Annotated in this window: 18 protein-coding genes; 8 read left to right on the plus strand and 10 right to left on the minus strand. The window is 53.0% G+C overall.

The genetic code is table 11. The annotated features are described in order from the left end of the window. Positions 1–41 precede the first annotated feature (41 nt). The 4 genes from CLR69_RS12615 to CLR69_RS12630 all read left to right on the plus strand — a co-directional run bounded on the left by CLR69_RS12615 (position 42) and on the right by CLR69_RS12630 (position 5,980). Positions 42–584, plus strand: a complete 543-nt coding sequence (locus CLR69_RS12615) for a sigma-70 family RNA polymerase sigma factor (RefSeq protein WP_129702818.1) — start codon at positions 42–44, stop codon at positions 582–584. Then, positions 581–1,543 carry a FecR domain-containing protein gene (locus CLR69_RS12620; protein WP_129712815.1) on the plus strand — a complete coding sequence of 321 codons (963 nt, stop codon included), beginning with the start codon at positions 581–583 and terminating at the stop codon, positions 1,541–1,543. Before CLR69_RS12615 ends, CLR69_RS12620 begins: the two co-directional genes overlap by 4 nt. Before the next feature lie 144 nt (positions 1,544–1,687). Continuing rightward, the gene (locus CLR69_RS12625; protein WP_129712816.1) at positions 1,688–4,183 is read left to right on the plus strand and encodes a TonB-dependent siderophore receptor; all 2,496 of its coding nucleotides are present in this window, start codon (positions 1,688–1,690) and stop codon (positions 4,181–4,183) included. Between the two features lie 48 nt (positions 4,184–4,231). After that, positions 4,232–5,980: an ABC transporter ATP-binding protein/permease gene (locus CLR69_RS12630; protein WP_129712817.1), complete on the plus strand. Its 1,749-nt coding sequence runs from the start codon at positions 4,232–4,234 to the stop codon at positions 5,978–5,980. A gap of 51 nt (positions 5,981–6,031) precedes the next feature. Here the strand turns inward: CLR69_RS12630 and deoD are convergent, their stop codons facing one another. The 5 genes from deoD to CLR69_RS12655 form a co-directional block, all read right to left on the minus strand. Next, complete coding sequence (gene deoD, locus CLR69_RS12635; RefSeq protein WP_048258731.1) at positions 6,032–6,751, minus strand: purine-nucleoside phosphorylase; 720 nt, start codon at positions 6,749–6,751, stop codon at positions 6,032–6,034. A 43-nt stretch (positions 6,752–6,794) separates the two neighbouring features. Then, positions 6,795–8,018 (minus strand): phosphopentomutase, encoded by a 1,224-nt coding sequence (gene deoB, locus CLR69_RS12640; protein WP_129712818.1) that lies wholly within the window; start codon positions 8,016–8,018, stop codon positions 6,795–6,797. 89 nt (positions 8,019–8,107) lie between these two features. After that, entirely contained in the window at positions 8,108–9,436 is a 1,329-nt protein-coding gene (gene deoA, locus CLR69_RS12645; RefSeq protein WP_129702813.1) for a thymidine phosphorylase, read from the minus strand. A 128-nt stretch (positions 9,437–9,564) separates the two neighbouring features. Continuing rightward, positions 9,565–10,344, minus strand: a complete 780-nt coding sequence (gene deoC, locus CLR69_RS12650) for a deoxyribose-phosphate aldolase (RefSeq protein ID WP_129712819.1) — start codon at positions 10,342–10,344, stop codon at positions 9,565–9,567. A 535-nt stretch (positions 10,345–10,879) separates the two neighbouring features. Next, a complete protein-coding gene (locus CLR69_RS12655; RefSeq protein WP_129712820.1) occupies positions 10,880–12,358 on the minus strand; it encodes an amidohydrolase in 1,479 nt (492 codons plus the stop codon). A 170-nt stretch (positions 12,359–12,528) separates the two neighbouring features. On the opposite strand from CLR69_RS12655, the gene CLR69_RS12660 reads away from it, so the two are divergent. Then, on the plus strand, positions 12,529–12,840 hold the full coding sequence (locus tag CLR69_RS12660; protein WP_129712821.1) for a GIY-YIG nuclease family protein: 312 nt from the start codon (positions 12,529–12,531) through the stop codon (positions 12,838–12,840). On the opposite strand, the gene CLR69_RS12665 is transcribed toward CLR69_RS12660, so the two are convergent. Together CLR69_RS12665 and ubiT are read right to left on the minus strand one after the other, a co-directional pair. Beyond that, positions 12,824–13,366 (minus strand): GNAT family N-acetyltransferase, encoded by a 543-nt coding sequence (locus tag CLR69_RS12665; RefSeq protein ID WP_129702809.1) that lies wholly within the window; start codon positions 13,364–13,366, stop codon positions 12,824–12,826. The genes CLR69_RS12660 and CLR69_RS12665 overlap by 17 nt on opposite strands. After that, positions 13,360–13,884: a ubiquinone anaerobic biosynthesis accessory factor UbiT gene (gene ubiT, locus CLR69_RS12670; RefSeq protein ID WP_129702808.1), complete on the minus strand. Its 525-nt coding sequence runs from the start codon at positions 13,882–13,884 to the stop codon at positions 13,360–13,362. Before ubiT ends, CLR69_RS12665 begins: the two co-directional genes overlap by 7 nt. A 356-nt stretch (positions 13,885–14,240) precedes the next feature. On the opposite strand from ubiT, the gene ubiU reads away from it, so the two are divergent. The 3 genes from ubiU to CLR69_RS12685 all read left to right on the plus strand — a co-directional run bounded on the left by ubiU (position 14,241) and on the right by CLR69_RS12685 (position 17,422). Further along, positions 14,241–15,236 (plus strand): ubiquinone anaerobic biosynthesis protein UbiU, encoded by a 996-nt coding sequence (gene ubiU, locus CLR69_RS12675; protein WP_113626297.1) that lies wholly within the window; start codon positions 14,241–14,243, stop codon positions 15,234–15,236. Positions 15,237–15,247: 11 nt separating this feature from the next. Then, positions 15,248–16,126 carry a U32 family peptidase gene (locus CLR69_RS12680; RefSeq protein ID WP_129712822.1) on the plus strand — a complete coding sequence of 293 codons (879 nt, stop codon included), beginning with the start codon at positions 15,248–15,250 and terminating at the stop codon, positions 16,124–16,126. A gap of 288 nt (positions 16,127–16,414) precedes the next feature. After that, positions 16,415–17,422: a luciferase-like monooxygenase gene (locus CLR69_RS12685; RefSeq protein WP_129712823.1), complete on the plus strand. Its 1,008-nt coding sequence runs from the start codon at positions 16,415–16,417 to the stop codon at positions 17,420–17,422. 122 nt (positions 17,423–17,544) lie between these two features. Here CLR69_RS12685 and CLR69_RS12690 read toward each other — a convergent pair whose 3' ends face one another. The 3 genes from CLR69_RS12690 to nlpI all read right to left on the minus strand — a co-directional run bounded on the left by CLR69_RS12690 (position 17,545) and on the right by nlpI (position 20,502). Next, positions 17,545–19,443 (minus strand): DEAD/DEAH family ATP-dependent RNA helicase, encoded by a 1,899-nt coding sequence (locus tag CLR69_RS12690; protein WP_129712824.1) that lies wholly within the window; start codon positions 19,441–19,443, stop codon positions 17,545–17,547. Next, a complete protein-coding gene (gene yrbN, locus CLR69_RS23420) occupies positions 19,436–19,513 on the minus strand; it encodes a protein YrbN (RefSeq protein ID WP_099606227.1) in 78 nt (25 codons plus the stop codon). The genes CLR69_RS12690 and yrbN overlap by 8 nt, the downstream gene beginning before the upstream one ends. A 104-nt stretch (positions 19,514–19,617) precedes the next feature. Further along, a complete protein-coding gene (gene nlpI, locus CLR69_RS12700) occupies positions 19,618–20,502 on the minus strand; it encodes a lipoprotein NlpI (RefSeq protein ID WP_107170100.1) in 885 nt (294 codons plus the stop codon). Between the last annotated feature and the right edge of the window lie 41 nt (positions 20,503–20,543).

Genomic DNA, 20,543 nt, shown 5'->3' on the forward strand with positions numbered 1-20,543 from the left:
CTGAAATTTGACCTCCTATTGCTCCGTTTCAGGCACCAGATATGTCATCAGCCAATATTGATACCTCAGCAGATATGCACCAGCTCTATTGTCAGCATCACGGCTGGTTGCAGGGGCTATTGCGTAAGCGGCTGGGGAATCTGTGTGATGCGGCCGATCTGGCGCAGGATGTGTTTTTACGACTGCTGCTGAAACCGCGTCAGTTCGACAGCCACGCCGGTGCACGGGCTTATCTGAGCGTAATGGCGCAAGGTATGTGTGTCGATCTCTGGCGCAAGCGGGAGATTGAGCGAGTCTGGCTCACTTCGCTGGCCGAACAGCCGGAGCCGGTTGCCCTGTCGGCGGAAGATAGCAATATCATTCTCGAAACCCTGTATCAAGTCGATGCGATGCTGCGAGCGCTGCCAGAGAAGGTACGTGTCGCCTTTATCATGGCGCAGGTTCAAGGCCGACCTTATCGGGACATTGCCGAGGCGCTGGGCGTTTCCGAACGCATGGTGAAAAAATATATGGCGCAGGCCATGCTGCACTGCGTGCTGCTAGAGGCAGAAATAGACGCGGACGGTCAGGCCACTCAGTCATGAATAAACCCAGTTTTATTGCCTTGCAGCAGGCATCGCAATGGTACGCCCAACTGTGCGATCGGGAACCTGGCGATGAGCACTACCACCACTGGCAGCGCTGGATGGAGGAAAGCGAAGAGCATCGCCATGCCTGGGAATACGTACAAATGGTCAGCCAGCGTTTCCAACCATTGCGCGGCGACGGTCAGCAGCCCGCACTGAACACGTTACTGCACAAACCTGAACCCATTACCCGCCGTCGCGCACTCAAGCTCGCCGCCCTACTCAGCACCGGTTCCTTACTTTCCTGGCTAACGTACCACCATACGCCGTTAAAAGGCTCGCTGCTGGCGATGACGGCCGATCATCACAGTGCAGTAGGGGAAATCAAATCACTCACGTTGCCAGACAACACCCGTCTGTGGCTGAACACAGCCAGCGCCATTGATATTCGCTACAGCGATCGGCGTCGGGAAATCGCGCTGCTGGCAGGCGATATTCTGATTGATACCGCCGCCGACGCCCGCCCTTTCTTTGTGACCACGGCACAAGGGCGCTTGCAGGCGCTGGGCACGCGATTCAGCGTCGCGCAGGAGTCAGATACCACAACGCTGGCTGTTTACCAACATGCTGTCGATGTCAGCGCCACATACGCCTCCACCGCACGTCGGGTTAATGCGGGCTATCACCTGCGTTTTAACGCAAACGGTCAGGGCGATATCTTGCCCAACCAGCAGAACGATGCCGACTGGTCACACGGCATGTTACAGGCGGACAACATGCCGCTGGGAGAACTCGTAGCCCAGCTGTCGCGCTATCGCCACGGCTATCTGGCGTGTCAACCTGCTATCGCTGATTTACGTGTGATGGGCACCTTCCCGTTAACCGATACCGACATGGCGCTAAACATGCTGGCGCAGGCCTTCCCGGTCCGCATCCATCAACGTTTTCCGTGGTGGGTAACCGTCGAACCACGCTGATGTCGTTCTCATACCAGTCACCTTTTTAGAACGCTTTTTGGGATAAAGACAAAAAATTTTCTCTTTTGAGTTCCCCTTTTTCCACTGTCGTTCGATTCACAGTAAAACCACCAATTTTTACTCTGGGTCAGAAGGCGAATTTTCATGGCATTGATTCCATTTTTCTCTACACAGCGCACACCTTCCAAACTGGCAATTGCCGTTCATCTGTTGCTGTGCGGCGCACCGCTGTTCGTACACTCCACCGCAACGGCAGCAGAAACGACCACAGCTGCGGCAACCAAAACGTATTCCATCCCTGCCGGACCGCTTAATCAGCAACTCAACCAGTTTGCCGCCCAGTCGGGCGTTTATCTGGTCGGCGATGCACAGTTGGCAACAGGAAAAACCGGGCAGTCCCTAAAAGGGAATTACAGCGTGGATGATGGGTTTTCAGCGCTGCTAGCTGGAAGTGGGCTTCAGGTGATTCCGCAGCCTAATAGCGTCTGGCGCTTACAGAGAATACCGCAAGGGGATGAAATGCTGGTCGTAGCGGGCGTCAACCGCAACGGCGTGACCGAGGGCACACAGTCCTACACCACTCGCAGCATGAACACCGCAACACAGTTGAATTTGTCACCGCGAGAAACACCGCAATCAGTGAGTGTCGTGACGCGCCAGCGCATGGACGATCAGAATATGACCTCACTGGACGAGGCCATGAAGCAAACCACTGGCGTCAACGTGGTCAATCAGAATAGCTTTCAGGTGAAATACGAATCGCGCGCGTTCGCGATGGATAACATCAAAGAAGATGGCGTCAACCAGTCGTCGCAAAATAGCGTAATGAACGCCTCCCAATCGACCAGTGAATCACCCGATCTGGCGATTTACGATCGCGTCGAAGTTCTGCGCGGTGCTTCCGGCCTAACACAAGGCAGTGGCGAACCCGGCGGCACCGTCAATCTGGTACGTAAAAAACCAACCTATGAATTTCAGGCGTCTGCCAGTGCAGGGATCGGTAGTTGGGACAATTACCGTAGCGAGATAGATATTTCTGGTCCACTCAATGACGATGCCAGTCTGCGTGGCCGTCTGGTCAGCGTATACCAGGACAAACAGAGTTTTACGGATTATGTCGGCAGCGAACGTAAGGTGCTGTTCGGGACACTGGCTTGGGATATCACACCCGACACTACCGTGACAACCGGAATAAACTGGCAGAAAACCGATGTAGTGCCCGATCTTTATGGCGTTCCTTTCGGCACCGATAAAAGCAACTTACACCTCCCGCGTTCAACGTTTCTGGGGGCGAGTTGGAACCGAATTAATTTTGAAAGGATTAATCCATTTGCTGAATTCGAGCATCGCTTTACCAACGACTGGACACTGAAAAGTGCGCTCAGCTACACACGAGCCACGTCTAAAGAACGCTATATCGGTATTATGAACGGCACGGCAGGCGTCGATCCCGCTACGGGAGTCAGCCGATTAAACAATGCGCTGCACTATGACAACAAGAGCGATCAATGGGGCTATAACCTCAGTGTAAGTGGTCCGTTTGAGTTATTGGGACGTAGCCATGAGCTGGTGTTCGGCGGTGATTATCAGAAAGAGAACTTCGACAACGCTATTGGCCGTATTGCTAACACCACCAGTGCCAATATCTATAATTGGAACCCCAACTCAGTCGCAGAACCCGATTGGTCGAACCTTAGCCTCTACAGTTCCCGTTATAGAGAACAATATAATATTTATCAGCGCGGACTGTTTACTACCACACGCTGGGAGCTGGCCGATGACTGGAAACTCATCCTCGGCGGCCGCTACAGCGCTTATAGCTACGACTACTATTACGATAACCAGCGCAACACCAGCGACAAGGAATACAGCAGCCTGCACGTTCGCGATAAATTTGTCCCTTATAGCGGCCTGCTATGGAATTTTGCCGACAATTACACCTGGTATGCCAGCTATGCTGAAATCTATAAACCGCAGAGTGCACGCGATAAGGACGATAAGCTGCTGCCTGCCATTACTGGCACCAACTATGAAACCGGCGTGAAAGGGGAGTTTTTTGACGGCGATCTGAATGCTTCACTGGCACTGTTCCGCATTATTCAGTCCAACCGTGCACGCGCCGAGGCAGACAGTTCCGTTTGCCGAAATTCTAATAGCGGTTGTTCCAGTGCTGAAGGCAAAGTACGCAGCCAAGGGGTCGAACTGGATGTCACAGGGCAACTGGCTGAAGGCTGGCAGATTCAGACGGGTTATACCCTGACTAACAGTAAATATTTGGAAGCATCAGAGAGTGAGAAAGCGGCACAGTTCAGCCCACGCACACCAAAGCATATGTTCAAACTGTACACCTCCTACAATCTGCCGGGAGTGTTAAACCCATGGACGATTGGTGCAGGCATGACCGCTCAGACGGGTACGCAAACCTATCCAAACCGCGCTTTTGGCCTGTCTCAGGGCGGCTACACGCTGTTTAACGCCAATGTCCGCTATCAGTACAGCAAAAACCTGAGTTTCAATCTGGTGGGCAATAACCTGACGGATAAAACCTACTTCCTGAACCTGAACAACCGCCACCGCAGCGGCTACAACTATTACGGCGACCCGCGTAATTTTATGCTGACCGCGAAGTGGAATTTCTAAGCGCACTCGCCTGCCAGCGTCTGCTGGCAGGCTATCGCTCAACCGATTATGCAAACGCTTAAACGCTTTTATTCGCTGGTCGCGCCTTTCTGGCTGACCACGCGAGCAGCGCTGCTCTGGCTGCTACTGTTACTGATTATGAGCCTGACACTCTCCGTCGTGTGGATCAGCGTGCAATACAATAACTGGAGCCGGGATTTTTACGACGCGCTAGCCGACTACTTTCAGCACGCGTCAATCTACGATATGGCTGTACGCTATCTGGCTTATACGCTGCTGTTCGTGCTGGTGATCATCTGCGGAAACTGGTTCAAAAAACAGCTGATTATCCGCTGGCGCGATACCATGACACGCCAGTATGAACAAGATTGGCTGCGCAATCACGCGCACTACCAGCTCAATTCAGGGCTGGATAATCCCGACCAGCGTATTGCAGAAGATATTCGTCTACTGATCGAACAAAGCCTCGAACTCCTGCTCTCTTTACTCAAGAATATCGCCCGCTTTTTCTCTTTCATCGCCATTCTCTGGCAGCTTTCCGGCGTCCATACCTTCATGCTGGGCGGCTACACCATCACGATACACGGCTATCTGGTATGGATTGCTCTGGCTTATGCAGCATTAGCCAGCGTTGCGACACACCTATTGGGGCACCGCCTGCACAAGCTGAATATTGAACGCCAGCGTACAGAAGCCGACTACCGCGCCACGCTGCTGCGAGTACGGGATAATAGCGAGCAAATCGCGTTTTATCAGGGCAGCGACGCCGAGCAGCAGCGAATGCGGCAACACTTCTTACCCATCGTGCAAAATTGGCAGCGCTTAATGGCGCGGGAATTCCGACTGGAGAGTTTTACCACCAGCTATTTTCGTTTCAGCCTGATCATCCCCGTTTTCGCTACCCTGCCGCTGTTTCTCGCCCGTCAGGTTAGCCTTGGAGCGATTATGCAGGCGCGATCCGCCTTCGGCTATGTGCTGGATGCCTTTGGCTGGTTTATCGATGCGTATCGTCAGCTAGTTCAGTGGTCTTCAACGATTGAACGGCTGTGGGAATTCCAGCACCGCTTACAGCAATTACCGACGCCAGACGCACCGCACCATGAAGGGCAAGTTCTGCATATCAACGAATTATCTGTAGCGCGCCCTAATGGTTCAGCCTATTTCGCCCCGCTCACGCTCACGCTACAGGCTGGCGAGTGGGCCGTGCTCAGCGCAGCTAGCGGCAGTGGGAAAACCACCCTGCTGCGGGCGCTGGCGGGGCTGTGGCCTGAATCGCAAGGAGAGTGGCATTTTCCGGTGGGTCGAGCGTTATTCTTGCCGCAAAAGGCCTATTTACCGCAGGATACGTTGCGTCAGGTATTGTGTTACCCGCAAGCGCAGCTAGCCGATCACTCACAGCTATCCACCGTGTTGGAACAAACCGGACTCGCCTCACTGATTCCGCGTTTGGATGACAAGGCGAACTGGAGCCGAGAGCTGTCTGGTGGCGAACAACAGCGTTTGTCACTCGCGCGTGCGCTGCTACTGCGCCCAACATTACTTTGTCTGGATGAAGCCACCAGCCAGCTCGATGATGCGGCGGCACTTCAGTTATTGGAGCAAATCAGGATAGCGCTGCCACAAACCATCGTACTGGCAGTCAGCCATCAGCCTGCCGTGCTGGCTTGCTTCACACATCAGATACGGTTGACACCACTCGCTCCAGAGGAGAAAGAGGAAGCAGAGAGTCACGCGATCGCTCTTGCGGTTACATCACCAGAGACGAATATCCAGCAGGCTTCTTACGAAAGGATGTGAAGGGACAACAGGAAAATACAGCCCGGAGCGCATGTCCGGGCTGTGATGGTGTTACTCGTTATCGCCCAGTAGAACGGACTCCAGCGCGATCTCGATCATCTCATTGAACGTGTTTTGACGCTCTTCTGACGTGGTCTGCGCACCAGTACGAATGTGGTCAGAAACGGTACAGATTGCCAGCGCTTTCGCACCGAACTCAGCCGCTACGCCGTAGATACCCGCCGCTTCCATTTCTACACCCAGGATGCCGTATTTTTCCATCACATCGAACATCTGCGGGTCTGGCGTATAGAACAGATCGGCAGAGAAGATGTTACCTACGCGTACAGAAACATCGCGTGCTTTAGCCGCATCAACGGCATTACGCACCATGTCGAAATCGGCAATCGCCGCATAGTCGTGATCTTTGAAGCGCATACGGTTCACTTTGGAATCCGTACAGGCGCCCATACCGATCACCACATCGCGCAATTTAACATCTTCACGTACCGCACCACAGGAACCCACACGGATGATCTTCTTCACGCCGAATTCGGTGATCAGTTCTTTCGCATAGATCGAGCAGGATGGGATCCCCATACCGTGACCCATGACCGAAATTTTACGGCCTTTATACGTGCCAGTGAAACCCAGCATGCCACGCACGTTGTTCACTTCGCGGGCATTTTCCAGAAAGGTTTCTGCAATGAACTTAGCACGCAGCGGGTCGCCCGGCATCAGTACAACGTCAGCGAAATCACCCATTTCTGCATTAATATGTGGCGTAGCCATGCGTTTATTCCTTAATTAATCAAGTTTCACTAAAACGGTGTTTTTACAGTATCGATTTGCCGTAGTCCATAGGTGACAAGCCAAAGTAGGTTGCAACCGTCTGCCCAATATCGGCGAAGGTTTCACGGTGACCGTATGACCCCGGCTTCACTTTCGGCCCATAGATCAACACCGGTACGTTCTCGCGAGTATGATCGGTGCCGTGCCAGCTTGGGTCACAGCCGTGGTCAGCCGTCAGAATCAGAATGTCATCACCTTTCACGCGTGACATCAGCTCAGGTAAACGGCGATCAAACAGCTCCAGCGCGGCCGCATAGCCTGGAATATCACGGCGGTGGCCGTAGGCAGAGTCGAAATCAACAAAGTTGGTAAATACGATCGTGTTGTCGCCCGCGCTATCCATCTCTTTCAGCGTGGCGTCAAACAGCGCATCGATGCCGGTAGCCTTCACTTTCTTCGTGATACCGACCTGCGCATAAATATCCGCAATTTTACCGACGGAAACCACTTCACCGCCCTTTTCATCCACTAGCTTTTTCAGGATGGTTGGCGCTGGCGGTTCAACAGCCAGATCGTGACGGTTGCCGGTACGCTCGAAGCTGCCGGGTTTGTCGCCAATAAACGGACGTGCGATTACTCGCCCGATGTTGTAATTCCCTTCAGTCAGCTCTTCGCGGGCTATTTCACACAGCTCGTACAGCTTATCCAGGCCGAACGTTTCTTCATGGCAAGCAATCTGGAACACCGAATCCGCAGAAGTGTAGAAAATCGGCTTGCCCGTTTTCATGTGCTCTTCTGCTAGCTGATCCAGAATCACCGTACCAGAAGAGTGACAGTTGCCCAGATAGCCTGGCAGATTGGCACGTTTTACCAGTGTATCCAGCAGTTCCTGCGGAAAACTGTTTTCTTCATCTTTAAAATAGCCCCAGTCAAACAGGACAGGCACACCAGCAATTTCCCAGTGGCCAGACGGCGTATCTTTACCCGAAGAAATTTCACTGGCATGTGCGTAAGCGCCGATAATGTCTGCGTTTTCATCCAGCCCTGCCGGGAATGTCCCCGTTGAGGCCTCAGCGGCTTTACCTAGCCCCAAACGGCTCAGGTTCGGCAAATGCAGTGCGCCACTGCGCCCTTTATCCGCCGTACCCGCGGCACATGCCTGAGCGATATGACCAAGCGTGTCAGACCCTGCATCACCAAAACGTTCGGCATCAGCACTGCTGCCGATCCCAAACGAATCAAGAACCATAATATATGCACGTTTCATTCTTTCTCTCCTGCGCAGCTATGCGCTAACGCCCCGCCTACCGGTAGGGGAAAATCAATTCAAGGTTACCTGTCGCCAACCCTGCGCAATCACGCTTCCGCACTCACCCGACGATAGACCATCGGGGTCTTTTCTGGTGCCGTGTCGCCCAATTGGATCGCGGCTCGGACGTCATTCGCCGCCTGCTGCCACTGCGCTTCCGTATTGGCGTGGATTACCGCCAGCGGACGCTGCGCGTCAACGCGCTCGCCCAGGCTAATCATGCTATCCAGACCGACACTGTAATCGATCGTATCGGTGGCCTGACGACGTCCGCCGCCCAGCGATACCACCGCCATGCCCAGCGCACGGGTATCCATCGCGGTCACAATGCCCTCACGCGCCGCGAACACTGGCTTACTTAACGTCGCCACTGGCAGGTAACGATCGTAGTGTTCAACAAAATCGCCCGGTCCACGCTGTGCGGCAACCATGCGACCAAAAACATCGGCCGCTTTGCCGTTATCCAACACGGCCTGTAAACGTGAATGCGCCTCGTCCGCTGAACTTGCCAATCCGCCTGCCAGCAGCATCTCGCCACATAGCGCCATAGTAACATCATACAAGCGTGGATTGCGGCTCTCTCCCGTCAGGAAACGCACGGCTTCTCGCACTTCCAGCGCATTACCCGCGCTGGAAGCCAGCACCTGATTCATGTCAGTCAGCAAAGCACTGGTACGGCACCCTGCGTTATTCGCTACGCCGACAATCGCCTGTGCCAGCTGTTCGGACAATTCATAGGTCGGCATAAATGCCCCGGAACCCACTTTAACGTCCATCACTAACGCATCCAGCCCTTCGGCCAGCTTCTTCGCCAGAATCGACGCGGTGATCAGGGGAATCGAATCGACCGTAGCGGTAATATCGCGCGTGGCGTAAAAGCGTTTATCCGCCGGAGCCAGCGATGAGGTCTGCCCAATAATCGCGACGCCCACCTGCTGGATGATGCGACGAAAATCGTCATCGTTTGGGAAAATATCCAGTCCCGGAATCGCTTCAAGTTTATCTAACGTGCCACCAGTATGCCCCAGCCCACGCCCGGAGATCATCGGCACATATCCCCCGCAGGCGGCGACCATTGGCCCCAGCATCAACGAGGTCACATCCCCTACGCCGCCAGTAGAATGTTTGTCCACCAGCGGGCCGTTCAGGTTCAGACTCTTCCAGTCCAGCACCGTGCCGGAGTCACGCATCGCCAACGTCAGCGCCACACGCTCATCCATCGACATGTCGTGAAAGTAAATGGTCATCGCCAACGCGGCGATCTGACCTTCAGAAACAGTATTGTCACGAATACCGTTGATAAAGAAGCGGATTTCTTCTTCGCTCAGAGCTTTTCCATCACGCTTCTTACGAATAATTTCTTGAATCAGAAACAAGGTCTGTACTCCTGATGAATTCTGATATGGCTTAGCAACCTATCGCTGCAAGCACATTTGCTGTTGTGAACCAATACCGTCATCAACAACATGTTTTCACAAATAAATAGTGCACTATGTGCGCGTGATTAGTAGCTGCCGCGTTGCGCCACTGTCTCGTGGCCGAGCGTCGTCAGCAGGCTAGCCAGCAAACTGGATGCGCCAAAGCGAAAATGCTGTGCATCCGCCCACTCAGCGCCCATGATATCGTCCGCCAGTTGCAGATAGATGGCGGCATCTTCCGCATTACGCACGCCGCCAGCGGCTTTAAAGCCAACATGCCCACCCACACCTTTATCGCGGATCGTCTTCAGCATGATCGACGCACTTTCTGGTGTCGCATTCACAGGTACTTTGCCGGTTGAGGTTTTAATAAAATCGGCCCCCGCATCAATGGCAATCTCACTGGCCTGACGAATCAGCGCGTCTTGTTTCAGCTCGCCTGTCTCGATGATCACTTTCAGCAGCACGTTGGCATCCTGACACACCGCTTTACATGCCTGTACCAGATCAAAACCGATTTGCGAATTGCCAGCTATCAGTGCTCGATAGGGGAATACAACATCCACTTCATCAGCGCCGTAGGCTATCGCCGCTCTGGTTTCTGCAACAGCAGCGTCAATATCATTATTGCCGTGCGGGAAGTTGGTTACTGTCGCAATGCGGATATCTGGCGTACCCTGCTCACGCAGGATCTTTTTCGCCAGAGGGATAAAACGTGGATAGATACAGATAGCAGCAGTTTTTCCTGCCGGGCTGTTCGCCTGACGGCAGAGTGCCGTCACTTTTTCATCCGTATCATCCTCATTCAGCGTGGTTAAATCCATCAGCGCCAGCGCGCGTTGCGCGGCCGTGGTTAGCTTGGTCATACAACTCTCCAACTCGTCAGCCAGTCTAACTGGCCTTGAACATTAACTGGTGCAAAACCAGCACGTTTGGCGAGCGGACTTGGTTCCTTGAAGATAACGCTCAGGAGAAACAACCTGTAGCGGCACCGAGATCCTTCTCACCGCAGTCAGCCTTCCTCTACCCTTCATCCTGTGATTGTTTCAACACCGAAAGAACGATATCGAAAGAAACGCTTTATACACGTGGACAGATAAGATATTTGAACACGCCATGCCAGACTATTTTGTGCATTCATTCACACTTGATGTAATAGAAATGCAATGGACAATGATTATATGTGATTTTAATCACACATACTTCCCCAGATAAGGCTAATGCAATGAATACCAGTGACAGCCTTGTCAGCCAAAGCATCCATTTTCATCGGGAAAAAGAAGACGCTAACCACGGGCAACATGCAGGTTGGAAATCACCGGATGCCGCGGGTTAAGATCATGTAATAAGCATAGCGGTTTCTCCCTAAGGGCAGAGGGAAACCGCGGCAGAGCGGGAAAATTATTTCCCTTTGGCAGGTTTGCGGTAGTCCAGAGCAGGTTTTCGGTCACCCAGTAACGGTTTATAATGGAAGTTCTCTCCACGACTCTTGTTGAACTCAGCCTTTGCCTGTTCAATTAATGTGGGGTCGCTCAGCAGCTTGGCCCCCGTGACAGCCAGCGTTTTAGCCGCAACATCCATGCCTTTATAGCCAATCGCCATACCACCTGATGCCACCGCCTGCCAGCTATGTGCCGGTACGCCAGGCACCCAGGTCGCGGTTCCTAAGCCCACTGTCGGCACAACCCAACTGACATCACCCACATCGGTTGACGCGTATCCCGTTTCGCCAAAGTGGTACGGGGCGATGCTAGCAGCACTAGAAAGCGGTGGCAGTTTGGATTGATCCAACGTTTTCTGTAACGCGGTGGCGAAATCCGTATCCGCTTTGTCCCACTGCGGCGCACCGACGCTTCTGAGACTGTCATCCATCACTTTCCCCAACACGTTGTTCGGTAACAGGCTGTACACGCCGCCGAGAATTTCAAATTCATACCGTGTTTCGGTTCCCAGCGCCGCACCTTCCGCCGCCTTGCGGATGCGATCGGTCACGCTAGCAACCACGGCGGGATCGGGGTGGCGCACGTAGTAATACACTTCAGCGAAATCTGGCACCACATTCGGCGCTTTGCCGCCATCAGTAATCACATAGTGAATACGCGTTTCCTGCGGCACATGTTCACGCATCGCGTTCACCATAAAATTCAGTGCTTCCACGCCGTCCAACGCCGAACGCCCCTTGTCTGGCGCTATCGCGGCATGAGCAGAACGACCATAGAAACGGAATTTACCGTTCACGTTCGCCAGAGAATAATCTTGCGAGGCGGAGTTCTCATCGCCGGGATGCCAGTGCAGCATCACATCAACATCCTTAAACAGCCCTTCCCGTGTCATATAGACTTTACCGGAACCCCCTTCTTCAGCTGGCGTGCCATAGACTCGAATTTGACCAGGTTTACCCGTCGCATCCAGCCACTGTTTCAGCGCAATCGCAGCACCAACCGACCCCGCACCAAACAGGTGATGCCCGCAGGCATGTCCCGCCTCAATACCATCCACTGGAGAACGCTCCGGCGTAGCGGCCTGGGAGAAGCCCGGTAGCGCATCCATCTCGGCCAGAATACCAATAACCGGCCCGTCGGATTTCCCCGCCGTCGCTACAAATGCGGTTGGAATCCCCGCGACACCCGTTTCAACACTGAACCCAGCGGCTTTCAGTTCTTCCTGTAGCAGTCTGGACGTGTTGGTTTCCAAATAGCCCAGTTCGGGCTTTGACCATATCTGCTGAGCAACGGTTGTCATCTGATTAGAATAACTCGCGACGGCATTAACTATTGTTTCCCGATCCTTCTCAGCCAGTTCCGCGGCATAGCCCAATGAAAGGAAGCAAGAAGAGAACGCTACGGCCAACGCTGGCGGCATATATCGTTTCAATGTCATACGTTTTTCCCTATCGGTAAAAGAAATGCACATGGTGAGTAACGACTCTTGATGTGATGTAGTATTGGTTCTTTGAAATGCTAATTGTTTTAAATACGATTGGAGTGAGGTGCTATTTATGTTTAGCTGTGCCGAGCCACTTTTTCAAACAATAATCCACAGACAACGCGATGACTGAACACGTCGAACATTCTCAATGGTATCTGTACATGCTGCGTACGGTCACCGGGGCGCTGTACACGGGTATCACGACGGATGTCAGCCGCCGCCTGAATCAACATCAAGCAGGAAAAGGGGCAAAAGCACTGCGTGGGAAAGGGGAGCTGACGCTGGTGTTTCACTGTCTGGCAGGCGATCGTTCAAACGCACTCAAGCTGGAATATCGCATTAAGCAGTTGAGCAAAAGCCAAAAAGAAAGGCTGGTACAGGACCAGCCTCAGATGCTTTGTATTGATACACTATCGGTTAGAGAAAGCGCTTAAACGGCTCGGCATATTCAACCAACCCGATCGCCTCTTCAAATCCGCTTTCGCCTTCAGGCGAATCTTCACCAGCAACCTGATTGTCCGCCAATGGATAGACCTGAAAAGTCGATTCGCTGTCTGGCCAACGACAATGCAGCTGGTGCTCTGTAGCGGGAACGAAACCAAAGCGAGAGTAGTACGCAGGTTCACCCAGTACAACGACAGCGGTGTAGCTAAATTCATTCAGCGCATCCAACCCTTCGTAGACCAGATTCTCCCCTACACCTTGTCGACGCAGACTTTCATCTACCGCCAACGGCGCAAGTGCGACCCACTGCCGATCCTCACCTTCGATCAGCACCGGGCTGAATGCAGCATAGCCCACCACACCACCTTCATCGTCAGTTGCCACAACGCCAAGCGTCAATAAGCCGTCTTCACGCAGTTGATGCACCAAATCTGCTTCTGCTCCCGTAGGAAAAGAACGGCGCAATAAGCTGTCGATCCCTGCGGCATCGACGGGAATTTCCACCCGAACTAGCATGATACTGGCGCGTGATTCGTTGTTTGCACTACGCCCTCCTGTAAACCGGCCTCAACAAAGTTCGCCAGTTGCAACAGGCCAATACGCAGCGGCGCAGGCATGGCTTCCAGCTCAATGGCATCCATCAGGTTCTTCACATACAAACCTAATTCGGTATCGCCCTCAATGCGTAGACGACGTTGGAAAAACAACGTATCAGGATCCTCTTTGCGTGCGGCGATCAAAATCAGATCATTTGCATCCGCGCTGAAGCTGACATCCGGCGTCTCATCATGGCTCACCACCAAGCGCCCCTCACGCAGCGTCATAAACCACTGCAAGCCGACATCACGCACCTCAATTTTCAGCCAGCGGCTTTCGAGAAATGCCAGATCGCCCTCTTCCAGCGCCTGACGGAACTGCCAGCCCAACATCTGTTCCAAAACCTGACGCTGTAGCGCAAAGGGGGTGAACTTGAGTGGCTTACCTAATAAGCTCGGCCCCTGACGCACAATCTGCGCTCGTAGTTTTTCCAACACTGGCGTACTCCTCTTAAAGCAATCTGACTGTTCAGATAATCTGCAAACATTTTGCCACATCCACCGCAAGTGGCAGAGGTCTATGTCAATAATTTAGTCGCTTATCCGATTATGCCCAACAGATTTTGTCCTTGTGCGACGATTAGCACCATAAACTGCCTTAAATCAAAGTCCTTACCTGATGGGTTAATTAAGATTCCCAATCGTTAACAACATTCATCGACTGAAAAATAATTGCTTGCGACAGCCCGCAAAGGGGACAGGCTAGGTGCCTGTCATAGTAGCTATTATCAGTCTGAACATCATTGATCGCACCGGCCCGCTACGGCCCCGAAGGGATTAATGAAGGATTGTGTATGGAACTGCTTTGTCCCGCTGGTAACCTGCCAGCACTGAAAGCTGCTATCGATAATGGCGCAGATGCGGTCTATATCGGCCTAAAAGATGACACCAACGCACGTCATTTTGCCGGGTTGAACTTTACTGATAAGAAACTACAGGAAGCACGTGAGTACGTGCATCGCCACCGGCGTAAGCTGCATATCGCCATCAATACGTTTGCGCACCCGGATGGCTATCAGCGCTGGCAACGCGCCGTGGATATGGCAGCACAGATCGGTGCCGATGTGCTGATCCTCGCCGATCTCGCCATGCTGGAATATGCCGCCGAACGCTATCCCAACATCGAACGCCACGTGTCGGTTCAGGCTTCCGCAACAAACACCGAAGCGATCCGTTTCTATCATCGCCATTTCGATGTCTCACGCATCGTGCTGCCGCGCGTGCTGTCCATTCATCAGGTGAAGCAAATCGCTCGCACCAGCCCGGTACCGCTCGAGGTTTTCGCCTTCGGTAGCCTGTGCATCATGGCGGAAGGACGTTGTTATCTCTCTTCTTATCTGACGGGTGAATCGCCGAACACCGTAGGTGCTTGCTCGCCTGCACGGTTTGTACGCTGGCAGCAGACGGAAAACGGCATGGAATCGCGACTGAACAATATCCTGATCGACCGCTATCAGGACGATGAAAACGCCGGTTACCCTACGTTGTGTAAAGGCCGCTATTTGGTCGATGGGCAGCGCTACCATGCACTGGAAGAACCCACCAGCCTGAATACGCTGGAGCTTCTGCCTGAGTTGATGGCTGCCAATATTGCCTCCGTAAAAATAGAGGGTCGCCAGCGCAGCCCGGCTTACGTCAGCCAGATTACGCAGGTGTGGCGGCAGGCTATCGATCGCTGCCGCGCCAATCCTGAGACATTCGTACCCACTCAGTCCTGGATGGATGCGTTAGGCGCAGTGGCAGAAGGCACGCAGACCACACTCGGTGCGTATCATCGCAAATGGCAGTAGCAGGAGAACACATGAAATACGCATTAGGGAATATCCTCTACTATTGGCCGAAAGAAGACGTCGAGGCGTTTTATCAGGCCGCGGTGAACAGCAGTGCCGATATCGTTTATCTCGGCGAAACGGTGTGCAGCAAGCGCCGTATAATGAAAGTGACGGACTGGTTCAACGTTGCTCGTGAGGTTGCCAGTAGCGGCAAACAGGTGGTGATCTCTACACTGGCGCTCTTACAGGCTCCGTCTGAACTCACGGAGCTAAAACGCTATGTGGAGAACGGCGAATTCTTGCTGGAAGCTAACGATCTGGGCGCAGTTAACATCGCTGCTGAACGCAATCTGCCATTTGTCGCCGGACACGCGCTCAATTGCTATAACGCCTACACCCTGCGAGTGCTGCACAAGCAAGGGATGGTACGCTGGTGTATGCCGGTTGAGCTATCTCGTGACTGGCTGCAAAACCTGCTAAACCAATGCGAAGAGCTTGGCTTTCGCCATCAGTTTGAAGTGGAAGTACTCAGCTACGGCCACCTGCCATTAGCCTACTCCGCACGCTGCTTCACCGCTCGTTCAGAAGATCGGCCAAAAGATGAATGTGAAACCTGCTGCCTCAGCTATCCGCAAGGCAGAAAAATGTTGTCGCAGGAGAACCAGCAGGTCTTTGTCCTCAATGGCATCCAGACACAAAGCGGCTACTGCTACAACCTCGGCAACGAGCTGACATCAATGCAGGATTTGGTCGATATTGTCCGGCTGTCTCCAAACGATATCACCACTCCGGCGATGCTGGATAAATTCCGCGCCAACGAGCAAGGCAATAGGCCATTAACGCTGGAGAATCAGGCCGATTGTAACGGCTACTGGCGTCGTGTCGCTGGCCTGGAACTCGTTCAATAACGCCCATACTATTAGGGCGGCCAGCCGCCCTTTCCATCTATTCTAAATAACTCAAGTTTCAGGCAGGCGGCTAGCAGAGGCATCCCAATGGGCTTATCTAAGTGAGTGATTCGGGTAGCGACACAATACCAACGCACATGCAACGTGAAGTATGACGAATATAAACGCATCTTTTGAATTACGCAGTGCTGCGACATTCCCTCATACTGCTCTGACTTTCATCATTGACTGACGGCGTTAGCATCCACTAAACAAGTGGAGTCAGTGAACAACAAAGTGAGCCATATTATGTCCACATCTTCTCAATCCGCTGTGTTTTCCGTCCTCGATCTGGCACCGATTCCACAAGGCGCGACAGCGCGTGACGCCTTCCATCGCTCGCTGGATCTGGCGCAACATACAGAAAAATGGGGCTATCACCGCTATTGGCTGGCAGAACACCACAGCATGACCGGTATCGCCAGTGCGGCGACATCAGTGCTACTTGGCTATCTTGCCTCCGGTACGCAGCGCATCCGTCTCGGTTCCGGTGGTGTAATGTTGCCGAATCACTCACCGCTCGTCATCGCCGAGCAGTTCGGTACGTTGGAATCGCTGTATCCCGGCCGTATCGATTTGGGATTAGGCCGTGCTCCCGGCACAGATCAACGCACCATGATGGCACTTCGCCGTCACCTTAATGCCGATATCGACGATTTCCCACGCGATGTACAGGAATTGCAGCGCTATTTCGCTGATGCACAACCGGGTCAGGCAGTGCAGGCTGTCCCCGGACAGGGTCTAAATGTTCCTATCTGGCTATTGGGATCGAGCCTGTATAGCGCGCAGCTAGCCGCGAGACTGGGGCTGCCTTTTGCCTTCGCTGCCCATTTCGCACCGGATATGCTGCTAGAAGCATTCCGCCTGTACCGCGAAAACTTTGTCCCTTCAGCCACTCACGCTAAACCCTATGCGATGGTTTGTGTCAATGTGGTTGCGGCCGATAGCGATCGGGATGCGCGCTTCCTCTTCACGTCAATGCAGCAACAATTCATCAACCTGCGCCGTGGCACGCCGGGCCCGCTGCCCGCACCGGTGGAAAATATCGATACGGTTGGATCTCCCGTTGAACAATTTGGCGCGGAGCAAGCACTGCGGCTGTCGATTGTCGGCGATCGCACAAAAGTCCGTCATGGGTTGCAGAGCCTTTTACGTGAAACGCAGGCAGATGAAGTGATGATCAATGGCCAAATCTTTGACCATCAGGCACGTTTACAATCTTTTGAAATCGCGATGGATGTACGGCAGACGCTATAACACGAAATATTTAGAGCCCCGATAGATTTGTTGTGACCAAAAAAAACGACCCTGAACGGGTCGTTTTGCATTGCAGCTTATTTCGTTGAAACAGTTCGAATTAAAACAAACTGTATTGCAGCTTACGCGTCAGCAGGACGACGACGTGGAGCGCGCGAAGCACCGTCACGGTTATCACGGTTGAAAGAACGTTCACGACGCTCACCGCCGTTACCATTACCTTCACGGCGTTCACCACCGCCGAAAGAGCGACGTGGTGCTGCGCCATCACGACGTTCGCCACCAGGACGGCCACCGCCACGACGTTCTGGCTGTGCTACTGCATCACCCAGCAATTGCATATTCATTGGTTTGTTCAGAATACGCGTGCGGGTAAAGTGTGATAACAGATCGCCCGGCATACCTTTCGGCAGTTCGATCGTTGAGTGGGACCCGAACAGCTTGATGTTACCGATGTAACGACTGCTGATATCCCCTTCGTTAGCGATAGCACCAACAATATGACGAACTTCAACGCCGTCATCACGACCCACTTCGATACGATACAGTTCCATCTCACCAGCATCACGACGCTCACGGCGTTGCGGACGGTCACCGTCACGGCTTTCGCGAGAATCACGTGGATCGCGGCGACGATCGCCACGTGAATCACCACGAGACTCATCGCGATCGCGGAATTCACGGCGAGGACGGAATGCCGGATCTGGCGGCAGAATCAGAGGACGTTCGCCCTGTGCCATTTTCAGCAGTGCGGCAGCCAGCGTTTCAACATCCAGCTCTTCCTGCGGTTGCAGTTTCGTCAGCAGCGCACGGTACATGTCCAGATCGCTGCTTTCCAGCTGTTGCTGTACTTTCGCAGCAAATTTAGCCAGACGGCGTTGACCCAGCAGTTCTGCGTTTGGCAATTCCACTTCAGGAATCGTCAGCTTCATGGTGCGCTCAACGTTACGCAGCAGGCGGCGCTCACGGTTTTCAACAAACAGCAGTGCGCGACCCGCACGACCAGCACGGCCAGTACGGCCAATACGGTGGACGTAAGACTCGGCATCCATCGGAATATCGTAGTTCACGACCAGGCTGATACGTTCAACGTCCAGACCACGTGCCGCAACGTCGGTGGCGATCAGGATATCAAGACGACCATCTTTCAGACGCTCCAGCGTTTGCTCACGCAGCGCCTGGTTCATGTCACCGTTCAGCGCAGCACTGTTATAACCGCTACGTTCCAGGGCTTCAGCCACTTCCAACGTCGCATTCTTGGTACGAACGAAAATAATCGCCGCGTCAAAATCTTCCGCTTCCAGGAAGCGAACCAGCGCTTCATTTTTACGCATGCCCTGCACCGTCCAGTAGCTCTGGCTGATGTCTGGACGCGTCGTCACGCTTGATTGGATGCGAACTTCTTGCGGATCTTTCATGAAACGGCGCGTAATGCGGCGAATCGCTTCAGGCATGGTCGCAGAGAACAGCGCAGTCTGATGCTCAGCAGGGATCTGAGCCATGATGTTTTCAACATCTTCGATGAAGCCCATACGCAGCATTTCATCAGCTTCGTCCAGAACCAGACCGCTCAGGTTGGACAGATCCAGCGTACCGCGCTTCAGGTGGTCCAGCAGACGACCTGGCGTACCAACAACGATCTGTGCTCCACCACGCAAAGCGCGCAGCTGCACGTCATAGCGTTGTCCGCCGTACAGTGCAACGACGTTCACGCCGTGCATATGTTTGGAGAAATCATTGCAGGCCTCTGCTACCTGCACCGCCAGTTCGCGGGTCGGTGCCAGCACCAGAATCTGTGGTGCTTTCAGCTCAGGCTTCAGATTATTCAGTAATGGCAGAGAGAACGCTGCTGTTTTACCGCTACCGGTCTGTGCCATACCCAGCACATCGCGACCATTCAGCAGGTGAGGAATACATTCCGCCTGAATCGGAGACGGTTTTTCATAGCCCAAATCAGTCAGGGCATTAAGGATAGAGGTGTTCAGCCCCAAATCGGCAAAAGAAGTTACTAAATCAGTCATGTACACGTGCCTCATTAAACATGGCGGCCAGTCTACATAACTCGTCGTGAAAATTTTCAGTCATTTTCATTGAAAAGTGTGAACCGGCTCAAATTGGATTAAAAAGCGAACAAAAAAGCCCTCACCCGTTAAGGTGATAACCGAAGTTTTTCAGGCTGATTAAGTGTTCGTCAGCTATTGCTGGTCCGATCCTGATAGGTCGTCTTGCTCTTGGCCTAATAGCGCCAATTCCAACAATGCATAGCGGTGCTCAACAAAGTTGTGGACGTTGTTGGCAACCGTCAGCTTGAACAGCGCCAAAGCGGTGTTCTTGTCCCCCAGACTTAGGTAATGCTTACCTAAATAGAAGTCAGTTTCACTGAGATGCTCAGCGAGCGAAGTGTTATCCGTAGCTTCTTCCTGTAAACGCTGCATCAGTGTCTTTTCACTGATACTGCCCAGGTAGAATTCGACAATATTCCATCCCCAAGGCCCTTTCTTGGCGTCGTCATAGCGTTTTTTCAACGCAATTTTGGCCGTCTCTGGATTGATTTCTCTCTCCACAAGATACAGCCATAACGAACGGAAAGGATCATTCGGATCGTCTCGATAAAACGCCAGCAGATCATCCTGCGCTAACAGATAGCGACCGCCATAATACAAAGCGATGCCACGGTTTAAACGCGCATAATTGTAAGTTGGATCAAGCTCTAGTACAGAATCAAACGCTTCATAGGCAGCATCAAAATTGCCTGCCTGCGTTAAATAGATACCCAAATAGTTAAAAACTTCTGGAATATCAGGGCGGATCGTCAACGCTTGTGAAAAATCATTCCGCGCTAATGCCCGTAACCCGAGACTATCATACAGCACTCCGCGCTCATATAATAGCTGTGCTCGCTCATCATCGGTTAATGCCCGGCTTGCAAGGATTTGTTCCATGCGTGCCAGAATCACTTCCTGCTGTAAAGTCGGCTGTAACGGAATCGCCAATACTGCGTCTTTACGCCAATCCGTGTTGCTGCATCCTGCCAGCATGAGTGCTGTTGCAACATAACACCAGCGCAAGAAAGGCTTCATTTCCCACTCCCGAAGACAAACATTGGATGAACATCCTGTCC

The organism is Pectobacterium zantedeschiae, from assembly GCF_004137795.1.
GTDB classification, from domain to species: Bacteria; Pseudomonadota; Gammaproteobacteria; order Enterobacterales; family Enterobacteriaceae; genus Pectobacterium; species Pectobacterium zantedeschiae.